Raw genomic sequence first — 22,836 nt, 5'->3', positions numbered from 1 at the left:
CAATATATTATAATAATTCATAAAAATGGTACGTTGTACGTACGCGAAAATCGATTTTCAAACATTCCTCGTGGCATTTTGGCACTTTGACACTTTCGTGTATTAATTAATTGAAAATCTGAATGTTATCTACGTTAAAAAGTGCCAAACAAAATGCCAAAGTGCCAAAGTGAGTTTTTCGCACCTTAATCACACTTCCTGTATTCGCCGTGGCCAACTCGCTTAAAGACGTCAGGTGTATTTAGAAGCCGCTTTACCGTTCGAGACGATATTGGTGGTATAAGCTTATCAGCAATTGCCGCTGCTTCTTTGGTGCTTATTTCATCTGGCAAGGCGTTGAATAGTCGTATTTGCTCCTTGGGTAGGCGATCAATAGCCGTCTGTTCCGTTAATACGAAATGGACCTTTTCGGTGTTTTGACGAAAGTATTCGACCAGTTGAATGGCCCGGTTGACGGTACTGGACCGGATTCGGGTTAAATCGGATAGGTCAAAAGCCCAGTCAAGCAGCTCCAGCAGCAGAGCGAACCGAATACAGTAGGCATCTAGTTTGGCGTAGATGCCCTTTAAAGTCAGATTTTCGGTCTGGTTGCCCCGGTCAGTATTCCGGTTTTTCCAGATCTTCATTTGCTCGAATGCTTCAGGTGAAAAGGGTAGCCACCTGGTCTCCGGATTGCCATTATCACTCAACTTCGATTCTTGACGCAAGCCGTAAAGCTTCATAATGCATTGCTTATAGTCTTCTAGGACAGCGCTATCGGGTTCACCCTCTCTATCGTAGGGCTTCAACTGGTTATCCGGATAAGCGAATAGGATGCGATCAATGAAACCGTTCTGATTACGGCCATCCTTGGCTAGTTCATTTAAGATACCAGGCTGAATCGTGCCAAGTATCGAAATAAAGGGGGTATCAATCTGAATAGGTGCTGACGTTTTCCGAATAACACTAATTGGGGAGAAAGACCAGTTTGATAGCCAGAACTCCTGATCACTACCTTTGCTATACCGGTTAAAGTTCTGAAACCAGCCTGCCAGTTCATCCATGAATAGACCCAATCCAAAAGGATTATTCTGATGGGTTTGTATTAGTGCCTCTGGCGTAACGTCCGATACCAGTAAGGTTTTGTAGGCTGGTGGTATCATCAATAGTGGTAGTCCTTCTAACTGTCGCTGCTTTTTACTTAACTTTTCCCATCGTTTATACTCCTCCATTTGCTGATTAAATAGCCGATTCGACTCTGAATTAAGCTGTCGAAGAGGTTTGATAGCCTCTTCAGCGGGACTACTTTTGTTCGTACCTGGCAGACCGACCAGTGCCAGATATAGTGTGGCCTTCTGTGCCCATCCCTTATACTTTGTCCCAATGCTATTACCAACGGCAACACTAGCAGCATACAATATTGATGAGCCTATCCATTCTGGCCGGAATTGCGAATACATCTCCGTCTGATTGATTAACTTTTGTAAGGGAGTCGGTAATACCTCAGTCGGAAACGAGTTAACCGTCGGTTGATCAGTCGTCGATTGGAACAACTGAGCCTCCTCTTTAAGCTTCTGTTGAAGCTCATTCATTGATAAGCCATTTAGGGAGGTGTCCGATTTCGGTTGTCGAGTGCTCATACGGACTCACCTCCTCTCTTTTGAACAAGTTCGAGCGCACATGGATCAAACCAGATCCAGAAAGTATTCATGTATTTTAGTACCGTGCTCATGCCATCTGAGGTTATCGTCAATTGGAATTAGGCTATTGTACTCCAGGCATACCGGACAAGGGTATACGTTTACTGCTTAACCTAAGCGGCCTTGAATCGACGGTACTCTTTGGCAACGGCCAATACTTCTTCCCACTTATAAAGAAGGCGTCTTCCCACTTTGCGCGGTACAAGCATGGCAGCTCCCTCGGGCGTATCTTTTGACATTTTATGGAGCGTCTGCCGTGTTATATGTAAAAAACTACATACTTTTTTGATCGTGGCCAACTCCAGTGGATCCTGTTCTTTTGTGATTTTAGCCGATAAGTGTTTTTGAAAAGCATTTTCCAGCCGGTCCTCAATGATCTTTTCGAATTGTTCCGGCGTAACGTGGATGACGACTTGTGGGGTCCCTACCATAACAACAAATAGTTGATTGTTTTATTTGTTGTAAAGTAAGGTTAAATAAGGCTTAAAAACAAAAATAAAAAAAACAGAAAACATCAGATAATTAATCACTTTCGTATGATACCGTTAAAACAAGCCTATAAAGGGCAATAAGAAATACAACGAATTACAAATCAAGCTTCGTTTTAACTACTGAAAGTGGGCATGATCAAGCATCAGCATTGCGTTTTGCTCGGAGGAAATCTTGATATAGCGCATAAACATCGACTCTGACTTGTGCCCGGTAATTTTCATGATCGAGATAGTAGGGACGCCAGCCAGGTAGGCATTGGTAGCAAATGACCGCCTGGCAGTGTGGGTCGTAATCAATTCCCATTTTTCTAATGCCCTAGTTTGCCTAAATCCCCCCTTAGTTCGACTGACCTCCGTGAGTTCAGAGAATCCAGCAAACTGACTCAACTCTTTCAGGTAGTTGTTCATACGCTGGTTGGTTATTGTCCGAGGGGGTATACCACCATATTTTTTGAGGATAGACAGTACATTAGGATTTAGAGGTATGGAAACCCGTTCTCCGGTTTTTATCGTGTTACGCGTCAGTATTTGGCCGTTATGGGTAATATTCTCTGGTCGCAACTCAGAGAAATCAGAAAACCGAAGGCCTGTATAGCATCCAATCAGAAATAGATCTCGTATTCGATCAAGTCGGGTGTTTTTCGCTAGGTCAAGATTGAACAGGTGATTCAGCTCGTCATTCGATAGGTATACGTTATCAACCTCCTCAACCATTCGTTTGAAATCCCGGTGTTGAAAGATCATATTGGTATGCAATCCCTCACTATGCGATTGCTTGAGAAGTAGTTTGAAGTCCTTTAGCAGAGCGCCAATGTAGTTTAAGGATAAGCCCAGGTCAGTCATCCATGACTTTAACTTATGATAATACTCGATTGTAAAATCAGGATAGTCTACCTTCTGATTCATTTCACGACTATACCGCTCCAGTATCCGTTTTAACTTGGCAAAACTTTTAATCGTAATCGGAGCGTATCGGCGGGACTTGCTATTAAGTCGCTTACCGGATTGGGCCTCCTCAACGAATTGATCGATATAGGCCAAGAAGGTGATCGGCTTGCCTGGCAAGGTCGAAGCCTTTTTAAGCCGCCCTAGCGCACTATCTAAGTGTTGCTTTATAATCTCATTGCTGAGCTGTATTTCGGCAAGCAGCAGCGAATGTAGCACTTTCAGTAGCGCCGAGCGCTGTCGTTCCAGATGAGCATTGACCGTTTCGTTTGATTCGCGTTCCCGTTTGTTCTTGACAAGCCTGGCATCCGTTTTCGCTCGCTGTCGTTCGGCATCCCAAAGAAAGGACTCAATCATTTGGCCAGTTGAGGTAATAAAGCGCTTGTTCTCGTATCGATAAACCAAATAGATCAACGTAGCCCGGTCAGACCCGGCATCTTTCAAAAGGAACTTGATTGACTTGTCAGTTATCGTCTTCATCGTGGTAGCGATCTGCTTAAACCAAAACTACGATAAAAAAGAAGCAGGTGACGGATTAGGTGACGGAATTTGTTTACAATAGATTACATAGATGTGTAAAGTACTGTAAATAAAAAAGGAGTTAACCAATTGAATTATAGCACATTTGCTATCGAATTGGTTAACTCCGGTAAAGAAGGGTGAGGTTCCGAGCGGATTCGAACCGCTGTACGAGGTTTTGCAGACCACTGCCTAGCCACTCGGCCACGGAACCTTATAAGACCGAATTTAGGACAGGTCCTCGATTCGGGAGTGCAAACATACGATTTTATCTTTAATGTAGAAAAGCCGATCATAAAAAAATGCCCCTAAACTAAAAAGTCCAAGGGCATTTTTTCGTTTAAAGCTCCGCTTAGTTGCGACCTTCCATTTGCTCCTTCAAAGCAGCCAATGCATCAAGGTCGCCCAAGGTAGCACCACGTTCAGCCTGAGCTGGCGCCGAAGCAGTTTTTGCAGCAGCGACTTTAGGGGCCTTCTGCTCTTTAACTGGCTCATTTTTCTCCTGCCACGTTTTCGTGTGCGAGAGCATAATGCGTTTCTCTTCTTTCGAGAACTCTGTTACTTTGAAATCAAGCGTTTCGCCAACTTCGGCAAACGTACCGTCTTCTTTGCCCAAGTTCTTAAGCGACGAGAAGCCTTCGATGCCATAAGGCAGTTCGAGTGTAGCCATCTTGTCGTTTTTGCTCAGGATTGTGCAACGGTGTACGGTACCAACAGCGAAAACAGTTTCAAACGTATCCCATGGGTTCTCTTCGAGTTGTTTGTGACCTAGCGCCAGACGACGATTGTCTACGTCAAGCTCCAGAACTACAACTTCGAGTTCGTCACCAACTTTGATGAAATCAGAAGGATGTTTGATTTTCTTGGTCCAAGATAAGTCAGATACGTGTACCAGACCATCGATACCTTCTTCCAGTTCAAGGAACAGACCGAAGTTGGTTAGGTTACGAACCAGACCTTTGTGCTTGGTGCCAACTGCATATTTCGTACGCAGTTCAGGGCGAGTCCAAGGATCTTCGGTCAGTTGTTTGATACCTAACGACATTTTACGATCGTTACGATCAAGTGTCAGCACTTGTGCCTCTACTTCATCACCAACTTTCAGGAATTCCTGTGGGTTACGCAGATGCTGCGACCACGACATTTCTGAAACGTGGATCAAGCCTTCTACACCTGGTTGAATTTCGAGGAAAGCACCGTAATCGGCTACGTTTACGATTTTGCCTTTCACTTTCGAACCAACCTGAATGTCCTCAGCCAGAGCATCCCAAGGATGAGCCTGGAGTTGCTTCATGCCCAGAGAGATACGTTTTTTATCTTCGTCGAAGTCCAGAACAACCACATTGACCTTCTGGTCGAGGTGCAGAACTTCGGATGGGTGACTGATGCGGCCCCACGAAATATCCGTGATGTGCAGCAGACCATCGACACCACCAAGATCGATGAACACACCGAAGTTGGTCATATTTTTGATAACGCCTTCCAATACCTGACCTTTTTCGAGGTTGTTCAGGATTTGAGCGCGTTGTGCTTCGAGGTCTTTCTCGATCAGGACTTTGTGCGAAACGACTACGTTGTCGTTTGCATAGTTGATCTTAACGACTTTAACCTCCATTTTCTTACCGACAAAGATGTCGAAATCACGAATCGGCTTAACGTCGATTTGCGATCCTGGCAAGAATGCTTCAATGCTGAAAATATCAACAATCAGACCACCTTTCGTCCGGCGTTTTACAAAGCCATCAATAACGAGGTCTTCATCAAGTGCGCGCTGGATTTTCTGCCATGCTGTGATCACTTTCGCTTTCTTGCGCGAAAGAACCAGTTGGCCGTTCGGGTCTTCCTGATTTTCTACGTAAACTTCAATTTCATCACCCATCTTCAGATCCGGCATATCCCGGAATTCAGAAGCTGGTACCAAGCCGTCCGACTTGAATCCGATGTTGAGTAATACTTCCCGATCCGTTATCCCAACGACGGTTCCCATTACTACTTCTTTCTCTTTAACTTCCGACAGGGTGTTGTCGTACAATTCCAACATCCGGTTATGTTCTTCAACCGAATAACCACTACCAAACCCTTTGTTGTCTGCCCGGTCCCAATCAAATGCCGGCAGTTCGCGTTGCTGCGTTTTGCTCATAAAAAATGTTTCCCTGACCCGCTCGGTACATCAGTTCGTGGGTCAATGGCGAACTGACTTTTAGTTATAAATTTTTGCCCTCAAAAAAGGACTGCAAAGATAGCAATTGCTTTCCGAAAAAAGTTTCGGAATCGTCAAAAGTCTTTGTGTTTAAGGCAGAAAGAGTAAAAAAGTGGAGTGGGTGCAGTACGTGGAGTGAGTTTATTAAGACTACTCCACATACTACACCCACTCCACTTTTTCTTTTCAACTAAAATTCCTATCGAAATGCCCTTTCTTTCTTCGCTAAAAATGGCATCCAGCTTTGCTCTATTGAGCCAGAAAACTCACGCAGAAAAACGAGGAACGTGGGTTTAAACGGCTTTTGGCGAAGTTTTAGATTAGCTTCTTCGGGCGTAAAGTCACCTTTGCGCGAGTTGCAGCGTTTGCAGGCGGTGGCCAGATTGTCCCAACTGGTTTTACCTCCCCGCGATTTCGGCAACACATGGTCAAGTGTCAGGTCTTCGGTGGTGCCACAATACTGACAATGGTGACCGTCGCGCTTGAAGATGTTTTGCCGAGTGAGCATTACGCCTTTGTAAGGCAGATTCACGTACCGATGCAGCCTAATAACCGTCGGCATCGGGAACTCGGCAGAAACGGTTCGGAGCATAAACTGCTCGGACTGGGCAACGAGTTCTGCTTTATCTAAAAAAACCAGCAGGAATGCTTTGGGAACGGAGCAAATGCTGAGCGCACTGTAATCTTGATTTAAGACTAATACTTTCCTACCCATATCGCGTTTAGATGCCTCTGTACGGTAGCAAGTTACAGAGTTATCCACATAACGGCAATAGTTCCAGAAAATTTAGTCGTTGTTGGTAGATTAAGTGTAGTAGATGCAGTAGGTAAAGAGGGTGGAGTGAGTGAAAACAGTTGTTGATACGTTCATTCACCCCACCTTCTTTACTTACTGCACCTACTACTTAATACCGTTCCCGCTGCATATCCCGCTCAACCTCGCGCTCTTTAATGCTATCCCGTTTATCGTAGAGTTTTTTACCTTTTGCCAGCGCAATCTCGACTTTAGCAAAGCCCCGTTCGTTTGTAAAAAGCCGGATGGGCACAATAGTGAGTCCCTGATCTTTCAGTTTTTCAGTAAGACGCTTGATCTCTCGTTTGGTGAGTAGAAGTTTCCGATCACGGAGAGGTTCATGATTGTAATGGGTACCCTCAGTATAAACGGCAATGCTCATTTGCCGAATGTACATTTCGTCATTATGAATCAGGCAGTAAGCATCCTGTAAATTCACTTTTCCCTGCCGAACCGATTTAATTTCAGTACCAGTGAGAACAATACCAGCCGTATAATTGTCCAGAAACGCATACTCAAACGAGGCTCTTCGATTCCGAATATCAACTTGTTTAACAATAGAAGCAGAAGCCATATATTGATATAGGATGTAGGATATATGATGTATTGCAACTTGATTGTCAGGTGGGTTGACACTAGAACGCAATACGCCAAATTAGGTTAATCTGGGTCACAAAGGTAACCGGGTAAGTGCAAGAACACCGGAAACTCTCAGGAGGTTTATGTCAAGAAAAGAAATTTGCAATATGATGTAAAAACAAACCCGGCTCATTGAACACTGCTGTTCAGCAAGCCGGGTTTCAGTTGTTCACAGCTTCTTTAGAAGCTTGAAGGCTATTTCTTCGTTTGTTTAGCCGTATACTCTTTATTCAGGCCATCCAGAATCGCTTTCGTTTGATCAACAGATGGATCAGCAAACAGGATACCGCCACCTTTGGTATAGCCCAGAACAAACTCGTATTTGTTCTGTCCGTTTATTTTTTTCAGATAATCGTAAATCTGGTCGTACAGTTGCTTGTTTTTAGCTTGTTCTTCGGCAGCCAGGCTTTGGGCAGCACGCTCACGATAAGCCAGGATGTCTTGCTGTTCTTTTTGAAGAGCAGCTTCTGTAGCACGGCCTTGCTCTTGAGTCATCGTAGCAGCCCGTTGTTGGAAAAACGTTACTTTGTTCTGCAGATTCCGGCCTTTACCAGCAAGGTCTGTTTCCAATTGGAAACGCTTACTCTCAAGAACTTTCTGAGTATCTTTAAAATATTCGTATTTCGTTAGGAGTGAATCAACGTTCACATATACAATGGATTTGCCTTTAGCTGCGGCAGGTGTTGTTATGGCGGGAGCCGCCGATTCAGGCTGAGCGCCTTTAAAATGCAGGTAGTACAGTACAGCTACGGCAATCGTCAGGATGACGTTTAGAATCAACGAGGCATTCTTCACAGGAAATGAATCAGTTAGTTATCAGTTTATTCTACAAAGGTAGAGGGATTTACGATTTACGAGATACGATTTGCGATTTCATTTCCGATAGCCCCTTTAACAAAGTAACCCGACAGCCCGGCTAACCCACCAACCAACCCGCCAACTATTGCAGTCACAAGTCCGGGAAGAATAGCGCTATTTGTTTTAAAGAGCAATTCGCTCATTCGTCCCGTAAAAACGCCATCGGTACGCGAATGGAGGAGAATGGCATACGCTAGCCACACCAGCGCTACCCCATAAAAGCCAGCAAAAAACGACTGGCCTGCGCTTGAACTACGCCAGAAACAAACCAGAAACGCAATAATGGCCAAACTCCACCAGGGAAGTACAAATTGAGCCAATAGACTTAAAACGGCTATGAGAATAATTTGAATCATCGTGTAGTGCGGCTGGAAAGCCGCTTTTTAAATTGAATGGACATCGCGACTTTCCGGCCACGTTACTTTAACGTCATTTTCCGTTTTATCCTCGAATTTTTATCCTGAGCTGTCTGCAGAAACAACAACTCATTAAGCTGGCCCGTGCGCCAGGTTTCGAGCATATTCAGATAATTGGGGCTACCTGGATTTCCAGACTGTCCACCCGGATACACACCATAGGCTTTAGGCGTTGGTCCTAAGGCTACGACCATTCGCCAGGATGGGCCGTGTCGCTCGCTAGTTGCATTGACTACGCTTCGTCCACCACCGATTTGTACATTCAGCGCACTAAGCGCATCCAGACGGGCTAAGTGAGTAATTCGTGTCGCTTTATGCGGACCCCATTGCCAGGCCGTACCCATGGCACCGTGCTGCCGAGTTAGCGAATCCACAGCGCCCCGAAAGCTTTGTGTTAGTACGCTACCAATAGTCTCTTTGGGAGAAGTCGTTATGTCGTCAAACCAGTGAGCCGTTGGTTCTTTCTCCGCCATATGCAGCGTCCGATCGAAACTTGGGTAACGTAGCGTCGTTGTGTCGTTGCTTGGAAAGTCATCTTTCCAAACGCCGTCCAGATATTGACGCATCCATTCAGTAAAAAGGGTTGGCCCTATTTCGGCAATGTCATTGTTGTAACGCCATTTCTTAATGACGTCAAATGCCTTTTTCTGCTCAGCCGATAATGACTTCTCCTCCATATAAGGTAGAAGGACTGGCAATGCATTGGCCGCCTGAAGGTTGAAGTTGTCATTTTGCAAAGCGCGCAGGCTATCGGGCGTGGCCTGTTGCATAACTGTTAAGCGCTGATTAATTCGCGTACCACGTTCAGATGGGGCGAACTGCCAATTGATATAATAAGGGTAGGTTGGATCAGTAGACGACTGATTGGCTGAACTAACAAACCCTCTGGGCGGATTCTTCACATGCGGATTCTGTGCAGCCGGAATCCAGCCTTGCCAGTCGTGAGCGGGATTAGTACCATCTAACAAAAACTTGCCCTGGTCTTTCCATTTGAGTGGGAAGCGTCCGTTTGGCGAGATAGCAATATCTTTAGCGGTATCGGCAAAAACGAAATTTTGGGCTGGAGCGCCGTAGTAACTTAACGCCTTACGATAGTCGTCATGATTTTTAGCACGATCAAGCAGGTAATAAGTCAGAAAATCGTTAGAAGCTTCATGGGCAATCCAACGAGCGGCATAACCTACCGGAACGTTTTTGGCAAAAGGCTTCTGGCCCACTTCGTACATAACAGGGCCGTGATGGGTATATAACACCGTATCAACTACATCAGGCATGCCCTTCACTTTAATCACTTCTAACCGACGGCTAACGGGCTTCCATTTGTTATCGTGCCAATATTCCCGCCGGGAAGCGTCTTTGAACCGAATCTGGTAAAAATCTAATACATCAGCTCCTACATTCGTAACACCCCAGGCCACTTGCTTATTAAACCCGATAATAACTCCAGGTGAGCCAGGCATAGAAGCCCCGTAAACATTCATCGTTGGTGTTACGAGTTGAATCTGATACCAGATCGAAGGCAGGCTCAATGATAAGTGTGGATCATTGGCCAGGATAGGATAGCCCGACGCTGATTTCTGCGGTCCAACTGCCCAGTTATTACTGCCAATCGTTGGGTCTTGCTCAGGCCAATTCATAGCGACTGACTTTTTATCAGGCAATACATTGGCAGGTACAGCGGGTATTTTGACAGGCGTAAAATCCCACTTCGTGCCAACTGGAATAATGGGGTCTTCCCGAAATGGATAATCAGGAAAAAGATCCGCGGTAACGACTGTGCCGTATTTTTTCAGTACGTTACTCATGTTCAGATCGTCGGCACCCAAGGCCAGTACGCCCGACATATATTTCAGAAAGTAAGCGCATTTAATAGGCTGCCAGGGCTCTGGAGCGTAGCCCAATAATTTGTATTCAAGCGGATAGTTTGCTGGCTTTAGTTGATTAATATAGGCATTTACCCCCGCCGTATAAGCCTCAACCGATTCGCGGGAGCGAGGATCAGCCATCATTGCCTTTACGGCTTTTTCAGCACCGAAACCCATGCCTAGATGCCGATTGAAACGATCCAGTTCCAGCGCTTTGTCGCCCACTAGCTCAGAAACGCGCCCGGCAGCAGCATGAGTTTGGAACTCCATCTGCCAGAGCCGATCGCGAGCAGTCAGATATCCTTGTGCGAAATAGGCATCCTGATCGTTCTGAGCGAAAACGTGCGGGATGGCTAAATCATCGAATATAACTGTAACGGGCGCTTTGGTACCGTTTAATGTAATTTCTTCATCTGTAGTATTGGCTGATTCGGCGTTTTGCCAGAAACCGACAAATGGACTTAAGAGAGGACCGAAGGCTGGAATACTGCCCCAGGGCCGATTCAGTGCCCAAATAAGCAGAATGGTAAGAACAGAACTAACTATTGCTTTTGTGTAGCGCATGATGAGGTGAAGGTGAACGAAAGGAGTCTTATTGCAAGTTTAGTATTGTACTGATCAAATAAAAAATATTCCTATTTTTAACTAAGCAATTTGTTCTTAAATATAGGAATAATGCCCGTTCAGTCGATTTTCAGTCCGTAGTATCTACGAATTCGGGTTGAGAAGAATAACAAGCGAAAAGTTGGACTAACGGAAATAGTATTTTTGAGTCTATCCCCTAGCGTATGCGTGTTCTTTTCTTCCTTTTTTGTATGACTAGTAGTGTTCTTCTTCTACAACCGCATGCTTTTGATTTACAAGGCCACCGAGGTTGTCGGGGTCTAATGCCTGAGAATACGATTCCTGCTTTTTTGAAAGCTCTTGACCTTGGTGTCACAACTTTAGAAATGGATGTGGTTATCAGCAAGGATAATCAAGTAGTTGTTTCACATGATCCTTACTTTAACGCAACCTTCAGTATTGCCCCTGATGGAAAGCCTGTGGATAAAAAAGATCAAAAAAATCTGATCTTGTACCAGATGAATTATGCCGACATCAAACGCTACGATGTGGGCTCGGAGGGCAACTCAGCCTATCCTGAACAGCAAAAACTAAAAACTTATAAACCGCTGCTGAGCGAGGTAATCGAACAGGCTGAAGCCTACCGAAAGACTAAAAACCTGCCTCTGTTCTCATACAATATCGAACTGAAAAGCGAACCATCAGAATACAACAAAAGTCAGCCCGAACCAGCCGTCTTTTGTGAGCTTGTTCAGGCAATTCTACATAAGCAGCTTTCGCCAGAAAGAGTAACAATCCAGAGTTTCGACTTTACCATATTGAAACAGTGGAAGCAGGGTGCCGATGAAGGTAAGTACCCCAAAGTCAGGCTGTCAGCTTTGGTTGAAAACCTCCGCAGCTCTGCGAAAAACATAGAAGAACTTGGTTTCAAACCCGATATTTATAGCCCGTACTTTCGGCTGCTGAGTCAGAAGAAAATTGTCTGGCTACACAAGCAGGGGATTAAGGTTATTCCCTGGACAGTGAACCAGCGCAAGGATATGACCCGGTTGAAAAAATGGGGAGTCGATGGCTTAATCACCGATTATCCTGATCGGGCCAGCGGTTTATAAATCAACCCGTACCATTAAATTTGTATCGCTAACTCGTTCAATATAGTTAGTTTATGCTATTTTTAGCCCTATGACTGTCCTAAACACCACGCTTAAATGGCTCCTGCAACGGCGATTGCCGCGGATTGAGGCAATGATGAAGCAACCGGGCGTGGTGCAACAGAAGGTTTTCCATCAACTCATTCGGGCTGGCCGTCGGACTCAGTGGGGCCAAAAATACCAGTACAAATCCATTCAAACGATTCGGGATTTTCAGCAGCAGGTACCCGTCTCGAGCTACGAAGATCTATTCCCCTACATTGAACGGGTTATGAAAGGCGAAAGCAAGGTTCTGTGGCCGTCGCCCGTTCGCTGGTTTTCCAAATCATCGGGAACCACCAATGCCCGTAGCAAATTCATTCCCGTTACTACCGAGTCGCTGGACGAGAGTCATTTCAAAGGTGGCAAGGATATGATGGCGCTTTACATCGCGAATAACCCAGATAGTAAAGCGTTTGAAGGGAAAGGATTATCCATTGGCGGAAGTCTTCACCAAAATCCGTACGGTACCAACAGTGCTGCTGGCGATGTATCGGCAGTGGTCATGAAGAACTTACCCAGTTGGGCACAATACATTCGCACTCCTTCTATTCAGGTTGCACTGATGGATGAATGGGAAGCCAAACTGGAGAGAATGGCCGAAATAACGTCGGAAGAAAACGTGACGAGTATGCTGGGTGTGCCGACCTGGGGCATGGTGTTAATTGACAAAATTCTGGCCCGCACAGGCAAATCGAATATTCTGGAAGTCTGGCCGAATTTTGAGGTTATGATGCACGGTGCAGTTAACTTTCAGCCTTACCGAGAGTTGTTTCAGCATCAGGTATTTCCCTCGTCAACTGTTCGCTATCAGGAGATTTATAATGCCTCCGAAGGCTTTTTTGCCATTCAGGACGACTTAAGTCGTGTTGGTGAAATGCTGCTTATGCTCGACTATGGCATCTTCTACGAATTTATTCCTTTTCATGAGACTGACCAACCATTTCCAAAAGCGTTGACCATTAATGAAGTTGAATTGGATAAAAACTATGCCCTTGTCGTTTCGACCAATGGCGGTTTATGGCGCTATAAAGTGGGGGATACGGTTCGATTTACATCCCTCTATCCACACCGACTGAAAGTTAGTGGTCGTACAAAGCATTTTATCAATGCCTTTGGAGAAGAACTTATCGTTGAAAATGCAGAAACGGCCATTACACGGGCCTGCGAAGCTACCGGTGCTATCATTTCTGACTACACCGCTGGTCCCGTTTATATGAGCAATGGAGCGAATGGCTGCCATGAGTGGGTTATTGAATTCACCCAAGAACCTGATAGTCAACAGCGATTCAATCAAATTCTGGACGAAACCCTCCGGCAAGTCAATTCCGATTACGACGCCAAACGTTATAATGATATGGTCCTCAAACGGCCTCGTATTCACATTGTTCAACCGGGCACCTTCTATGCTTGGATGAAACAGCGTGGCAAGGTAGGTGGTCAGCACAAAGTGCCCCGCTTGGCTAATTCGCGAGAGTACCTAGACGATATTCTAGGCAAAGTTCTTGAGTTGTAATCACGCAGACGTGCTGGTTCTGTCTTTACCGATTTGCTTCGGAAAGCCAATGAAATTGCCGCTCTGCTAATTGAAAATGGCGTTTCTGGCGTTTGAGACCTACAACAATCGAGTCATTTCTGATTCTTCCCTGTAACACAATGTTGTTCGTATCTGGCATTGTATAGTGCATCGTAAAAAGGGGAAGAGAATCTGTAGCAAACTTTTTAAAGGCAATCGTGTGCTGGAGCGAGTCAAGTGCGTAGCTAAAATACCCGCGCCGATACCGTTGTCGGAACAATGTATCGCCCGTTTGAACGCTCCCTGAGTTGTTCCGCTCAAAAACGACATCTTTCCAGCGTAAGCTATCAACTACATTGCCCTGAAATTGATCGACGGAGAAAAAGCCAGTCGCTAGTTTGTTTGATACCGACGAGCCTTTTGAACTCCGCGAATCAAAAAATAATCTTGTTAAAGGCATCACTAGAAATACACCAACAAACGCAACTTTTAGAACTGCCTGTCCCATACGCATCCATTTCGTGGGTAGCGTTAGGCGAGTCATTGGTTGGGTCGGCTTATTGAAAACGAAAAAGTTAAGTAAGCGTTTGACATCTCCAATCAGTAGAAAATTGCTGAATATAAACAGATGAATGGAAAACAGTTTGACCGGGATGTCATAGCAAAGATTCATCATCATGACGTTGAGAAATACGCTGGCAGCGACAAATGCGCCCAACGTACTGGTACGTCGAAATAGCAGCAGTAATCCTGCAACGACCTCAACCGCTCCCGAGAAAAACTGATATGGGACCGAATAGCCAATAAAATACCAGGAAAAGCGCATAGGCAAAAAATCACCCAGTGGAGTTGCCAGCGCACTTAACGAAGGAAATATCATTTGCTGCCCAAACAGCTTAATCAGACCATAGCTCAACGCAAACATCGCCACATAATACCTGACCAATACCAACAGCCAGTAATAAGCCTTATCATAATTCTTTCGTTTGTCTACGATTGTCCAGACAACCATGCCCACAACTGCCGCCAGAAGAAAGAAACAGAGTTGAGCGTATCCATACGATGTATCTCCACTTCCATTCAATGGGACAAGTACATCTTTTACATGGAAAATGTAGGTATTGGTCAAATTGACAAGCCAGTTTTCGGCTTTGCCGTAATACTCACTAATCAGATTAAGTACGGGTATATCGCCTAACCAGGTCAAGGGAGCCATGTAAAGCAGGAGATACACGCCGAAAAAACGGAAGAGTAATTTGCGCCATAAAGCCCATTGCTCAAGCGAATGAGTAGCAGTATTTACCATAAATAAATTGGCGAAGAGGAGGTTGTGACAACAATAATCAAATATAAAATTTTCTCCAATAGCTCATCTATCCTGTTCAATAACGTTAACACCGACAATACATCCAGTTGCTACCTTTGCAGCGAACGAAGCCCTATAGCTCGTTGTTCTGTTAATAACATGATCGAGTCAAGCGACAGATTCTTGTGTTACGCAGCTCTCGTAGGTGTGTTTCACCCTTTCGCTTCTCCACTCTTTCGTTCTTTCAACCAATGAAATCGTTTGACATTCCCGACTATTATCGCAGCAGTATTATTACTCCCCTGAAAGAATTTCGGCGGAAAAAGGATAAACTGAAACGTGACTTCACCCCTACTCTTCTTGATTTTGGCCCGATTCGGGTGTTAATCGCCCGACATTTTGGGTTTTGTTACGGGGTCGAAAATGCGGTGGAGATTGCCTACAAAGCCATCTCCGACAATCCGGGTAAGCGAATATTTCTACTGAGCGAGATGATTCATAACCCCGACGTTAATGCCGATTTGCAGGATCGGGGCATTCGCTTTATTATGGACACGAAAGGCAAACAACTCGTTTCGTGGTCCGATCTTAAGCCCGAAGATGTTGTCATCATTCCAGCCTTCGGGACAACCCTGGAAACCCAGAATCAATTGTCGTCTCTGGGGCTTGACGTTGCTAAATATGATACAACCTGCCCATTTGTCGAGAAAGTATGGAACAAGGCAGGACAAATTGGGCAAAAAAACTACACTGTTGTTGTGCACGGCAAACCTAGTCACGAAGAAACCCGAGCCACTTTCTCTCATAGTAAAGAAAGTGCGCCTACGGTTGTCGTGAAAGATATGGCCCAAACTCAACGCTTGGCAAAGTATATGCTAGGCGAGTTGCCACCCGATGCCTTTTATGCTGAGTTTGTCAATCAATATTCTGTTGGGTTCGACCCAGGTCGCGATTTGGAACGTATCGGTGTCGTAAATCAGACCACAATGTTGGCGTCTGATACCCAGAGTATTGCCGATTACTTAAAGCAGGTAATGATTCAAAAATATAACCTGACCGCAGACTCTGTTGATACGCATTTCGCCAACACCCGCGATACACTTTGTTATGCCACTAACGATAATCAGGATGCTACCTATGCGTTACTCGACTACCCAGCCGATTTCGCTATCGTAGCGGGTGGTTATAATTCCTCTAATACCTCACATATCGTTGAACTCTGCGAAGAGAAACTACCGACCTATTTTATCGAATCGGAACAGAAAATCCTGTCAGATAAGCTGATCCGTCATTTCGACGGTCATACTAAACAGGAGGTTGTTACGGAGAATTTCATTTCACATTACAATGGTCAAGAACCTGCCACAGTTTTGCTGACCTGTGGAGCTTCTTGCCCTGATGCTGTTGTTGAGGGTATTTTGTTAAAGCTCGTCAGTTTTTTTCCAGACGCTCATTCGATCAACGAGGTAATGGAAAATGTGATGAAGTAACTTTGGTAACGCGGCCGGGCGGCCGCGTTACTGAGTCATTGCACTTTTATAATGACTTCCTGGCTTTCGTTATGAAGGCGATCTACGGCAGTTATCGCGTACACATACTTCTTCTTAGGATCTGCGGTTTTATCTACAAATCGTGTGGTCGATTCACCAAGGCAACGCGCTACTATATAGCGGGTATCATTCAATTGTAAACGTGGTCGTCGTCCTTCGAAGCGATAAATAAGGTATTCGTTGGCTCCATCACCATCAGCGGCTTCGGCAGATTCTTGCCAAAATAACTCTACTCCATCAGAGGTTATAGCCGCTTTCAAGTCGCGGGGAGGCAGGGGTGGAATACTATCTAACCAGGGCATAGTCGGTACTAAGGCCACATGACGGTAGAGAGTCGTTTGTAGTGAATCTCGGAAAGCAAGTGGGTTAAGTTTTAAGTTTTTTGCGCTGAAAAAAACGCTACCCTGTACAACCTGGTGCTGGCGGTTATAGCGTATCTGATTCGGAAATTCCGTGGCCCGCCACCAACCCGGATCGCGCTCAGAGCCACGCCCAACCCGGTAAACAGCATGACCAATGTATAAATGCGCTTTCCCGGAATTGCGTTTCCACCAATCTATCAATGTTTTATAAGGCACCCGGCTAAATTCCGAACTAAAATAAACCTGTGGCACGATGTAGTCAATTGTGCCTTCTCGCGCCCATTTTCGCGAATCAGCATAATTGTCGTAATACGATTGTCCACCATTGGTAGCCGAGCCTTCAGGATCATTGCTCTGGTTTTTCCAGACACCAAACGGACTAACACCAAACTTTATCCACGGTTTATTCGCCCGAATTGAATCCCGAATTTCAACGATGAGTTTGTTAACATTATCACGTCGCCAATCGGCTTTGACCATGCCATTGTAATTAGCCTTGTAGGTACTGTCGTCCCGCAAAACCTGACCAGGTTCGGCATAGGGATAAAAATAATCGTCGAAATGAATCCCATCGATATCATACTCCCGAACTACATTGGCGACAATACCAGCAACATACGAACGCACAGCAGGTATACCAAGGTTGAACAATTTCCGTCCACCATAGCTCAACATCCAACCCGGCTTCCGGTAAATAATGTTGGTTGGAGCTATGCTGGAATATTTGCTGAATGTAGCTCGGTCGAGGTTGAACCAGGCATGAAATTCAAGGCCACGTTGATGAGCCTGATCAATCATGAGCTCCATCGGATCGTAGAACGGTTCTGGCGCGAGGCCTTGCTGACCCGTCAGCCATTCTGACCAGGGCTCTGAGCTCTTAGCATAAAACGCATCAGCTGCTGATCGAATCTGTACAATTACCGCATTCAGGCCCATCTGCTGATACATGTCGAACATGCTTATAATTTCACGCTGCTGATCGGCAACAGGCAGTCCTTTCTTACTTGGCCAATCAATGTTATCAACCGTCGCTACCCATACCGCCCGAAACTCGCGTTTTGGTGGTGGTGGTGTCAGAAAAGTCACGCCATCCGTCTCAAGAGAATCTTCCGGGATAGCTGTTACGACCACAGTAGCAGTTTTTGGGGGCGTAGTCTTAACGACTACGGGTTTCTGGGCAACTGGTGGCTGACTAGTTGTTGGGCGAGCGGGACTAACAGGTCTAACGGGTGGCCTTCTTGTAGCAACAGGAACGGGCTTCGCCTGACGGCAACTCCCCCAACCAATTACAGCAAGCAATAGAACGAAATAAGCAATCGAGCGCATTAACGAGGGTGGGTTAATCGACAAAAATAACGATCTGCTTTATTAATACGAATGTTAATGGCATTCGGTATACAGCGAGACAATTATATAAACGTCTTACAAGCTTAACTATTCAGGAATAATCGGTCTGTTAAATGACAGAAGCTGCTTTATGAGGAAAGTAACGGATTATAAATCATGCGGTTACTACCGAATGATAAAAATAGGATTTGGCAACTACTGTATAAAGCTTAATTTTGTGCCGTTTATGGTGCCGATAAGCAATATTTGTTTCGACTTTTCTAAAAATTCATAGGTTTTTAAGAATTTTCTATCGTAAAAGATAGTAGATTTGCACTGTTCTGCATACAAATTCTATTCAACAGACGACCGCCTTTTATGTCAATTCATAAATTAGATCAGATAGATCGCAACGTACTAGAGATTCTGCAAGCCAACGCCAAAATTACCAATGCACAGCTTTCTAAAGAAATCGGTCTTTCACCTGCACCCACACTTGAACGGGTAAAAAAACTGGAAACTTCTGGAATTATTCAGAGTTACCATGCCCAATTGAGTCGCGAAAAAATTGGCCTTGGAGTCACTACATTCGTTATGGTGACGCTGGTTGGCCACAAAAAGGATACAACGATGTCGTTCGTAGATCGGGTTAATCAAATCCCCGAAATCATCGAGTGCCACCACATCACCGGTTCAGGAGACTTTCTATTAAAAGTAATTTCTAAAGACATTTCATCGTATCAGGCCTTAATGCTTGATGTTATCAATGAAATAGATGAGGTAGCAAGCACCCAAACTATGGTCATCATGTCGACCTTTAAAGAAAGCAAAGTGCTTCCTATTCCTTGATCTATGCTATAGGATGTATGATCTAGTCAGGAAAACCTACATCATACATCCTATAGCACACATAGCCCTCATTCCTTCCTCTTTCGTCTTTCTTCCCGTCTCGACTTTTTAGCGTCGTCAAGCGCTTTTTTAGCTTCTTTATACTGACTGGATTTTCGTTCTGCTTTGTCTAATACTTCATTAAAGTACGTCTGAGCCAGGTCATAATTTTTCTCTCCATTTGCAATCTTGGCCAGTCCTATCAGGGACGACAAGTAGTAACCCGAAGTCGTCGAATTTGTCTGTTTAGAAAAATCCACTGATTGCTGATAATACTTTTTGGCTTCAGCCGTATTGTTATAAAATACGCTATTAACATAAGCCAGAATATAGGCTGCTGTTCGTCCACTTACGCCTTCATAACCTGATTGGGTACGGCTAACTTTTTCCAAAATATCCTTAGAAATTCGTTCTGCTTCATTCAGGCGTCCTGTTACAAAAGCCGACCGAGCAAAGTACCGCTCAAAAAATGGGTTGTCAGGATACTGCTCGTTCATGTATTTCGACATCTGGTAAGCCTTATCGTACTGATTCTCCATACTGTAAATCTGAACCAGAAAATAACGGGCTTCAACGCGTGTGTAGAACGCTGTGTTTGCGGTTTTCTCTAACTCCTTGATGCCATTTGCCTTGTTTCCTTTCGGAAAGAATATCAGAATTGGCTTCAACAATGGGTAATTTTCGGGAATCCACTGCGCATAATAGTTGTACATTCCATCGCCAAAGAGCAGTTCTGGGCTAAAATCAGCATTACCCTTACATTTCTCGAAATACTTCAATGCATTTTTACCGGCAAAAGTCGCCTTTGCCCATTTTTTCCGCTCCGAGTACAAGCGGCTTTTAAAGGCATAGGCAGCAGCCAGAAAAAATGCGGGTTCGAGTTTATTTTCGCTGTTATCGTATAGCTCTTCGGCCAGCGTAATGGTAGAATCCATGTACATCAGGCATTGGTCATCGTAGCCCGTTTCATCGGTATTCGGCACGATTTTCCACCACTCAGCCAGTCCCATCAAAAAGGTAGGCATTGGATGTTTTGGGTAACGCAGACGCAACCACCGAAACTCCTTATCCGCTTCGTAGAACTTGTAATTGTACATCTGGTTGATGGCCTCCGCCGACTCAATCTGAACACCGGGGTGTTTCAGCAGACCATCATATTTCTTATCAAACGCCGACGGATCATAGAGTTGAGCCTGGGCCAGAATAGCCATACCCATCAGCCAAACCGTCAACACGAGTTTCTTCATTTCGTCAAAATCAATTGGTTAGTATATCAACGTAATCCATCGGCTGTGCGTTTGCCAATCGTTATTTTTCCATCATTTTTTTGTCCACGACCTCTGTATCAACGTATCTTTGCCGCCCCACAGACGCTGATATGATAACCATAAAAGACAAAACGTTCGTCCCGTTTATTACCGCCGAAGCCATTCAGACGCGCATTCAGGAACTGGCCGAACAGATTAACCAGGCGTATGCTGGCAAAACTCCGCTCATGGTCGTTGTCCTGAATGGGGCCTTTCTGTTTGCGGCAGACTTAGCTAAGCAGTTAACGATTCCCTGCGAAATCACGTTTCTCCGAGTTTCGTCTTACAAAGGAACCGAGTCAACTGGGCAGCTCAAGGAAATTCTTGGCTTAACTGAGTCAGTTGCTGGTCGCGACTTAATCGTAGTCGAAGATATTGTCGATACGGGCAAAACACTCGGTGATATCCGTGATCAACTTCAGGCGCAGAGTCCGGCTTCGCTTGCTATTGCTACGTTACTATTTAAACCGGAAGCTCTCCGAAATCCAATTGATTTACAGTACGTTGGCTTTGAGATTGAGAATAAATTTGTACTTGGTTACGGTTTGGACTATGATGGTTTAGGGCGGAATACGCCTGATATTTTAGTATTGGAATAAGACGAGGCATTACCGATCTACCTCTCCCATTACCACATCAATTGATCCAATTATAGCCACCAAATCAGCTAACATAGCGCCCCGGCTGATTTCGTGAATGACCGACAGATTATGAAAACAGCATGAGCGGGATTTACAACGTACCGGAACATCTGATTTTCCATCAGTACGGAAGAAAAAGCCCAGTTCACCCTTGGCGCTCTCAGCACGGGCATAAAAATCCATCGCCTTCGGCCGAATCTTCTTCGGCACAACCGCTTGTGGATCATAGTCGCGAGTGCGTCGATGGTTGCCGGTGAGTTGATCGAGGCACTGCTCAATGATACGGATGGATTCATGACATTCCAGCACGCGAACATTGTTTCGGTCCCAACAATCGCCTACAACCCCCATTTTCCCTTCGCCAATTGGAATATCGAACTCTAACTCAGGGTAAACGGAATAGCCATCTACCCGGCGCAGATCATATCGCAACCCCGAACCACGTAGCATGGGACCTGTGCAACCATAATTGATAGCAACAGGCAACGGAAGTACCCCTACATTAGCAGTCCGCTTCACGAAAATTTCGTTTTCGATGACGAGTTGTTGCAACTCCACTAATTTGGGTTTTAGATAGGTAATAAATTCCCGGCATCGTTCCTCAAAACCTACCGGAAGATCATAAAACAAGCCCCCTACCCAAATATAATTGTACAACATCCGGGCGCCACTCACCCATTCGAGTAGCCGTTGGATGTGTTCCCGATCGCGCATGAGCCAGAGAAAAGGTGTATAAGCCCCGATATCGAGCGCATACGTACCAATGCCGACAAAGTGTGCGGCTATCCGGTTCAGTTCGGCCACCAGTACACGGATGTATTCGGTACGCTTGGGAATATCATTCTGAATACCGAGCATTCGTTCAACGCCCATGACAAAGGCATGTTCGCAATTCATAGCGGCCAGATAATCGAGCCGATCTACGAACGGAATTGTCTGGTTAAAAGGCAGCGACTGAGCATGTTTCTCAAAACAGCGGTGCAGATAACCAAGGTGTGGCACTACGTCAACAATGATTTCTCCATCCGTAACTACCTCTAATCGAAGCACGCCATGCGTTGAGGGGTGTTGCGGTCCCATGTTAAGAATCATCTCCCCCTCCTGCAACATATCGGGTCGATAGACAGTGGGTTCTGAGGTCCGAAAATGGCCGGGAGCGTACTCGTATTGAATTGTTTGCATGGTCATGACAAGATCAAAGGTCGAAATAGGGAATCCTATTGCCAAACTTTACGTGCTTTTCCGACCTAATTCACTACAAATCATCAGTTTTTATTAAGAAGCTATTGGCTAAATGAAAGTGATTTCGTACCTTTGCGCTCCTTATCGAGAAAACGAACATTAGCGATGGCAAAGAAAGGCGCCAATAGAATCCAGGTTATTCTGGAATGCACCGAGCAGAAAGACAGCGGTGTACCCGGCATGTCCCGGTACATCACCACGAAAAACCGGAAAAATACGCCGGCGCGTATCGAACGGAAGAAATACAATCCGTTCCTGAAGAAAGTAACGGTACATAAAGAAATTAAATAGGTTTTAGGTTTATAGTTTTCGGTTTACAGCAGATAGTATCTGATACTGCATCCGAAAACCGAGAACCGTAAACCGTAAACTACAAAATCGACATGGCAAAAAAGGTAGTTGCAACCCTGAAAACGAAGGATAACGGTAAGGCATTCGCCAAAATCATCAAAGCCGTGAAATCGCCCAAAACCGGCGCGTACACCTTCAAAGAAGAAATGGTCCCAGTTGATGAAGTTCAGGCTGCGCTGAAAAGCTAA

20 protein-coding genes and 1 tRNA gene are annotated in these 22,836 nt (G+C 45.1%); 7 read left to right on the top strand and 14 right to left on the bottom strand.

What is annotated here, in order from left to right; genetic code table 11:
• Nucleotides 1–185: 185 nt before the first annotated feature.
• The 10 genes from GO755_RS24635 to GO755_RS24590 all read right to left on the bottom strand — a co-directional run bounded on the left by GO755_RS24635 (nucleotide 186) and on the right by GO755_RS24590 (nucleotide 10,969).
• Nucleotides 186–1,619 carry a DUF3987 domain-containing protein gene (locus GO755_RS24635; protein ID WP_157587966.1) on the bottom strand — a complete coding sequence of 478 codons (1,434 nt, stop codon included), beginning with the start codon at nucleotides 1,617–1,619 and terminating at the stop codon, nucleotides 186–188.
• Between the two features lie 173 nt (nucleotides 1,620–1,792).
• Nucleotides 1,793–2,110: a hypothetical protein gene (locus GO755_RS24630; protein ID WP_157587965.1), complete on the bottom strand. Its 318-nt coding sequence runs from the start codon at nucleotides 2,108–2,110 to the stop codon at nucleotides 1,793–1,795.
• A gap of 177 nt (nucleotides 2,111–2,287) precedes the next feature.
• Nucleotides 2,288–3,595, bottom strand: a complete 1,308-nt coding sequence (locus GO755_RS24625) for a site-specific integrase (RefSeq protein ID WP_157587964.1) — start codon at nucleotides 3,593–3,595, stop codon at nucleotides 2,288–2,290.
• A gap of 182 nt (nucleotides 3,596–3,777) precedes the next feature.
• Nucleotides 3,778–3,848 (bottom strand) — tRNA-Cys (locus GO755_RS24620).
• A 138-nt stretch (nucleotides 3,849–3,986) separates the two neighbouring features.
• A complete protein-coding gene (gene rpsA / locus GO755_RS24615; protein ID WP_157587963.1) occupies nucleotides 3,987–5,774 on the bottom strand; it encodes a 30S ribosomal protein S1 in 1,788 nt (595 codons plus the stop codon).
• Between the two features lie 259 nt (nucleotides 5,775–6,033).
• Nucleotides 6,034–6,549 (bottom strand): HNH endonuclease, encoded by a 516-nt coding sequence (locus tag GO755_RS24610; RefSeq protein ID WP_157587962.1) that lies wholly within the window; start codon nucleotides 6,547–6,549, stop codon nucleotides 6,034–6,036.
• Nucleotides 6,550–6,739: 190 nt separating this feature from the next.
• A complete protein-coding gene (gene smpB, locus GO755_RS24605) occupies nucleotides 6,740–7,201 on the bottom strand; it encodes an SsrA-binding protein SmpB (protein WP_157587961.1) in 462 nt (153 codons plus the stop codon).
• A 260-nt stretch (nucleotides 7,202–7,461) separates the two neighbouring features.
• Nucleotides 7,462–8,061: an OmpH family outer membrane protein gene (locus GO755_RS24600; protein ID WP_317165954.1), complete on the bottom strand. Its 600-nt coding sequence runs from the start codon at nucleotides 8,059–8,061 to the stop codon at nucleotides 7,462–7,464.
• Between the two features lie 56 nt (nucleotides 8,062–8,117).
• Nucleotides 8,118–8,480 carry a hypothetical protein gene (locus tag GO755_RS24595; RefSeq protein WP_157587960.1) on the bottom strand — a complete coding sequence of 121 codons (363 nt, stop codon included), beginning with the start codon at nucleotides 8,478–8,480 and terminating at the stop codon, nucleotides 8,118–8,120.
• A gap of 62 nt (nucleotides 8,481–8,542) precedes the next feature.
• Entirely contained in the window at nucleotides 8,543–10,969 is a 2,427-nt protein-coding gene (locus tag GO755_RS24590) for a penicillin acylase family protein (protein WP_157587959.1), read from the bottom strand.
• A gap of 251 nt (nucleotides 10,970–11,220) precedes the next feature.
• Here GO755_RS24590 and GO755_RS24585 point away from each other — a divergent pair, with 251 nt between their 5' ends.
• Both GO755_RS24585 and GO755_RS24580 read left to right on the top strand, forming a co-directional pair.
• Complete coding sequence (locus GO755_RS24585) at nucleotides 11,221–12,081, top strand: glycerophosphodiester phosphodiesterase family protein (protein WP_157587958.1); 861 nt, start codon at nucleotides 11,221–11,223, stop codon at nucleotides 12,079–12,081.
• Nucleotides 12,082–12,151: 70 nt separating this feature from the next.
• Nucleotides 12,152–13,675: a GH3 auxin-responsive promoter family protein gene (locus GO755_RS24580; protein ID WP_157587957.1), complete on the top strand. Its 1,524-nt coding sequence runs from the start codon at nucleotides 12,152–12,154 to the stop codon at nucleotides 13,673–13,675.
• A 25-nt stretch (nucleotides 13,676–13,700) separates the two neighbouring features.
• Here GO755_RS24580 and GO755_RS24575 read toward each other — a convergent pair whose 3' ends face one another.
• Nucleotides 13,701–14,981, bottom strand: a complete 1,281-nt coding sequence (locus GO755_RS24575) for a hypothetical protein (RefSeq protein ID WP_157587956.1) — start codon at nucleotides 14,979–14,981, stop codon at nucleotides 13,701–13,703.
• Between the two features lie 251 nt (nucleotides 14,982–15,232).
• Here GO755_RS24575 and GO755_RS24570 point away from each other — a divergent pair, with 251 nt between their 5' ends.
• Nucleotides 15,233–16,471, top strand: coding sequence for a 4-hydroxy-3-methylbut-2-enyl diphosphate reductase (locus GO755_RS24570; RefSeq protein ID WP_157587955.1), 1,239 nt, complete (start codon nucleotides 15,233–15,235; stop codon nucleotides 16,469–16,471).
• Nucleotides 16,472–16,506: 35 nt separating this feature from the next.
• Here GO755_RS24570 and GO755_RS24565 read toward each other — a convergent pair whose 3' ends face one another.
• Complete coding sequence (locus GO755_RS24565) at nucleotides 16,507–18,219, bottom strand: family 10 glycosylhydrolase (RefSeq protein WP_157587954.1); 1,713 nt, start codon at nucleotides 18,217–18,219, stop codon at nucleotides 16,507–16,509.
• Between the two features lie 378 nt (nucleotides 18,220–18,597).
• Between GO755_RS24565 and GO755_RS24560 the strand changes: the two genes are divergently transcribed.
• Nucleotides 18,598–19,068, top strand: coding sequence for an Lrp/AsnC family transcriptional regulator (locus GO755_RS24560; RefSeq protein ID WP_157587953.1), 471 nt, complete (start codon nucleotides 18,598–18,600; stop codon nucleotides 19,066–19,068).
• A gap of 68 nt (nucleotides 19,069–19,136) precedes the next feature.
• Here GO755_RS24560 and GO755_RS24555 read toward each other — a convergent pair whose 3' ends face one another.
• On the bottom strand, nucleotides 19,137–20,354 hold the full coding sequence (locus tag GO755_RS24555; protein WP_157587952.1) for a tetratricopeptide repeat protein: 1,218 nt from the start codon (nucleotides 20,352–20,354) through the stop codon (nucleotides 19,137–19,139).
• Nucleotides 20,355–20,485: 131 nt separating this feature from the next.
• Here GO755_RS24555 and hpt point away from each other — a divergent pair, with 131 nt between their 5' ends.
• A complete protein-coding gene (gene hpt / locus GO755_RS24550; RefSeq protein ID WP_157587951.1) occupies nucleotides 20,486–21,013 on the top strand; it encodes a hypoxanthine phosphoribosyltransferase in 528 nt (175 codons plus the stop codon).
• Between the two features lie 9 nt (nucleotides 21,014–21,022).
• Here hpt and GO755_RS24545 read toward each other — a convergent pair whose 3' ends face one another.
• Entirely contained in the window at nucleotides 21,023–22,243 is a 1,221-nt protein-coding gene (locus tag GO755_RS24545) for an NADH-quinone oxidoreductase subunit D (protein WP_157587950.1), read from the bottom strand.
• Between the two features lie 159 nt (nucleotides 22,244–22,402).
• Between GO755_RS24545 and rpmG the strand changes: the two genes are divergently transcribed.
• Nucleotides 22,403–22,588, top strand: coding sequence for a 50S ribosomal protein L33 (gene rpmG / locus GO755_RS24540; RefSeq protein ID WP_111346404.1), 186 nt, complete (start codon nucleotides 22,403–22,405; stop codon nucleotides 22,586–22,588).
• A gap of 92 nt (nucleotides 22,589–22,680) precedes the next feature.
• On the top strand, nucleotides 22,681–22,836 hold the full coding sequence (locus GO755_RS24535; RefSeq protein WP_012929818.1) for a DUF4295 domain-containing protein: 156 nt from the start codon (nucleotides 22,681–22,683) through the stop codon (nucleotides 22,834–22,836).

Source organism: Spirosoma arboris (assembly GCF_009754945.1).
Taxonomy (GTDB): domain Bacteria; phylum Bacteroidota; class Bacteroidia; order Cytophagales; family Spirosomataceae; genus Spirosoma; species Spirosoma arboris.
Note: the sequence above shows the minus strand (reverse complement) of the source record. Positions and strands in the feature narration are given on the sequence as shown.

Excerpts from the sequence above, each read along its gene's own strand:
- GO755_RS24635 (WP_157587966.1), bottom strand. The coding sequence starts at position 1,619 with ATGAGCACTCGACAACCGAAATCGGACACCTCCCTAAATGGCTTATCA.
- GO755_RS24630 (WP_157587965.1), bottom strand. The coding sequence starts at position 2,110 with ATGGTAGGGACCCCACAAGTCGTCATCCACGTTACGCCGGAACAATTC.
- GO755_RS24625 (WP_157587964.1), bottom strand. The coding sequence starts at position 3,595 with ATGAAGACGATAACTGACAAGTCAATCAAGTTCCTTTTGAAAGATGCC.
- rpsA (WP_157587963.1), bottom strand. The coding sequence starts at position 5,774 with ATGAGCAAAACGCAGCAACGCGAACTGCCGGCATTTGATTGGGACCGG.
- GO755_RS24610 (WP_157587962.1), bottom strand. The coding sequence starts at position 6,549 with ATGGGTAGGAAAGTATTAGTCTTAAATCAAGATTACAGTGCGCTCAGC.
- smpB (WP_157587961.1), bottom strand. The coding sequence starts at position 7,201 with ATGGCTTCTGCTTCTATTGTTAAACAAGTTGATATTCGGAATCGAAGA.
- GO755_RS24595 (WP_157587960.1), bottom strand. The coding sequence starts at position 8,480 with ATGATTCAAATTATTCTCATAGCCGTTTTAAGTCTATTGGCTCAATTT.
- GO755_RS24590 (WP_157587959.1), bottom strand. The coding sequence starts at position 10,969 with ATGCGCTACACAAAAGCAATAGTTAGTTCTGTTCTTACCATTCTGCTT.
- GO755_RS24585 (WP_157587958.1), top strand. The coding sequence starts at position 11,221 with ATGACTAGTAGTGTTCTTCTTCTACAACCGCATGCTTTTGATTTACAA.
- GO755_RS24580 (WP_157587957.1), top strand. The coding sequence starts at position 12,152 with ATGACTGTCCTAAACACCACGCTTAAATGGCTCCTGCAACGGCGATTG.
- GO755_RS24575 (WP_157587956.1), bottom strand. The coding sequence starts at position 14,981 with ATGGTAAATACTGCTACTCATTCGCTTGAGCAATGGGCTTTATGGCGC.
- GO755_RS24570 (WP_157587955.1), top strand. The coding sequence starts at position 15,233 with ATGAAATCGTTTGACATTCCCGACTATTATCGCAGCAGTATTATTACT.
- GO755_RS24565 (WP_157587954.1), bottom strand. The coding sequence starts at position 18,219 with ATGCGCTCGATTGCTTATTTCGTTCTATTGCTTGCTGTAATTGGTTGG.
- GO755_RS24560 (WP_157587953.1), top strand. The coding sequence starts at position 18,598 with ATGTCAATTCATAAATTAGATCAGATAGATCGCAACGTACTAGAGATT.
- GO755_RS24555 (WP_157587952.1), bottom strand. The coding sequence starts at position 20,354 with ATGAAGAAACTCGTGTTGACGGTTTGGCTGATGGGTATGGCTATTCTG.
- hpt (WP_157587951.1), top strand. The coding sequence starts at position 20,486 with ATGATAACCATAAAAGACAAAACGTTCGTCCCGTTTATTACCGCCGAA.
- GO755_RS24545 (WP_157587950.1), bottom strand. The coding sequence starts at position 22,243 with ATGACCATGCAAACAATTCAATACGAGTACGCTCCCGGCCATTTTCGG.
- rpmG (WP_111346404.1), top strand. The coding sequence starts at position 22,403 with ATGGCAAAGAAAGGCGCCAATAGAATCCAGGTTATTCTGGAATGCACC.
- GO755_RS24535 (WP_012929818.1), top strand. The coding sequence starts at position 22,681 with ATGGCAAAAAAGGTAGTTGCAACCCTGAAAACGAAGGATAACGGTAAG.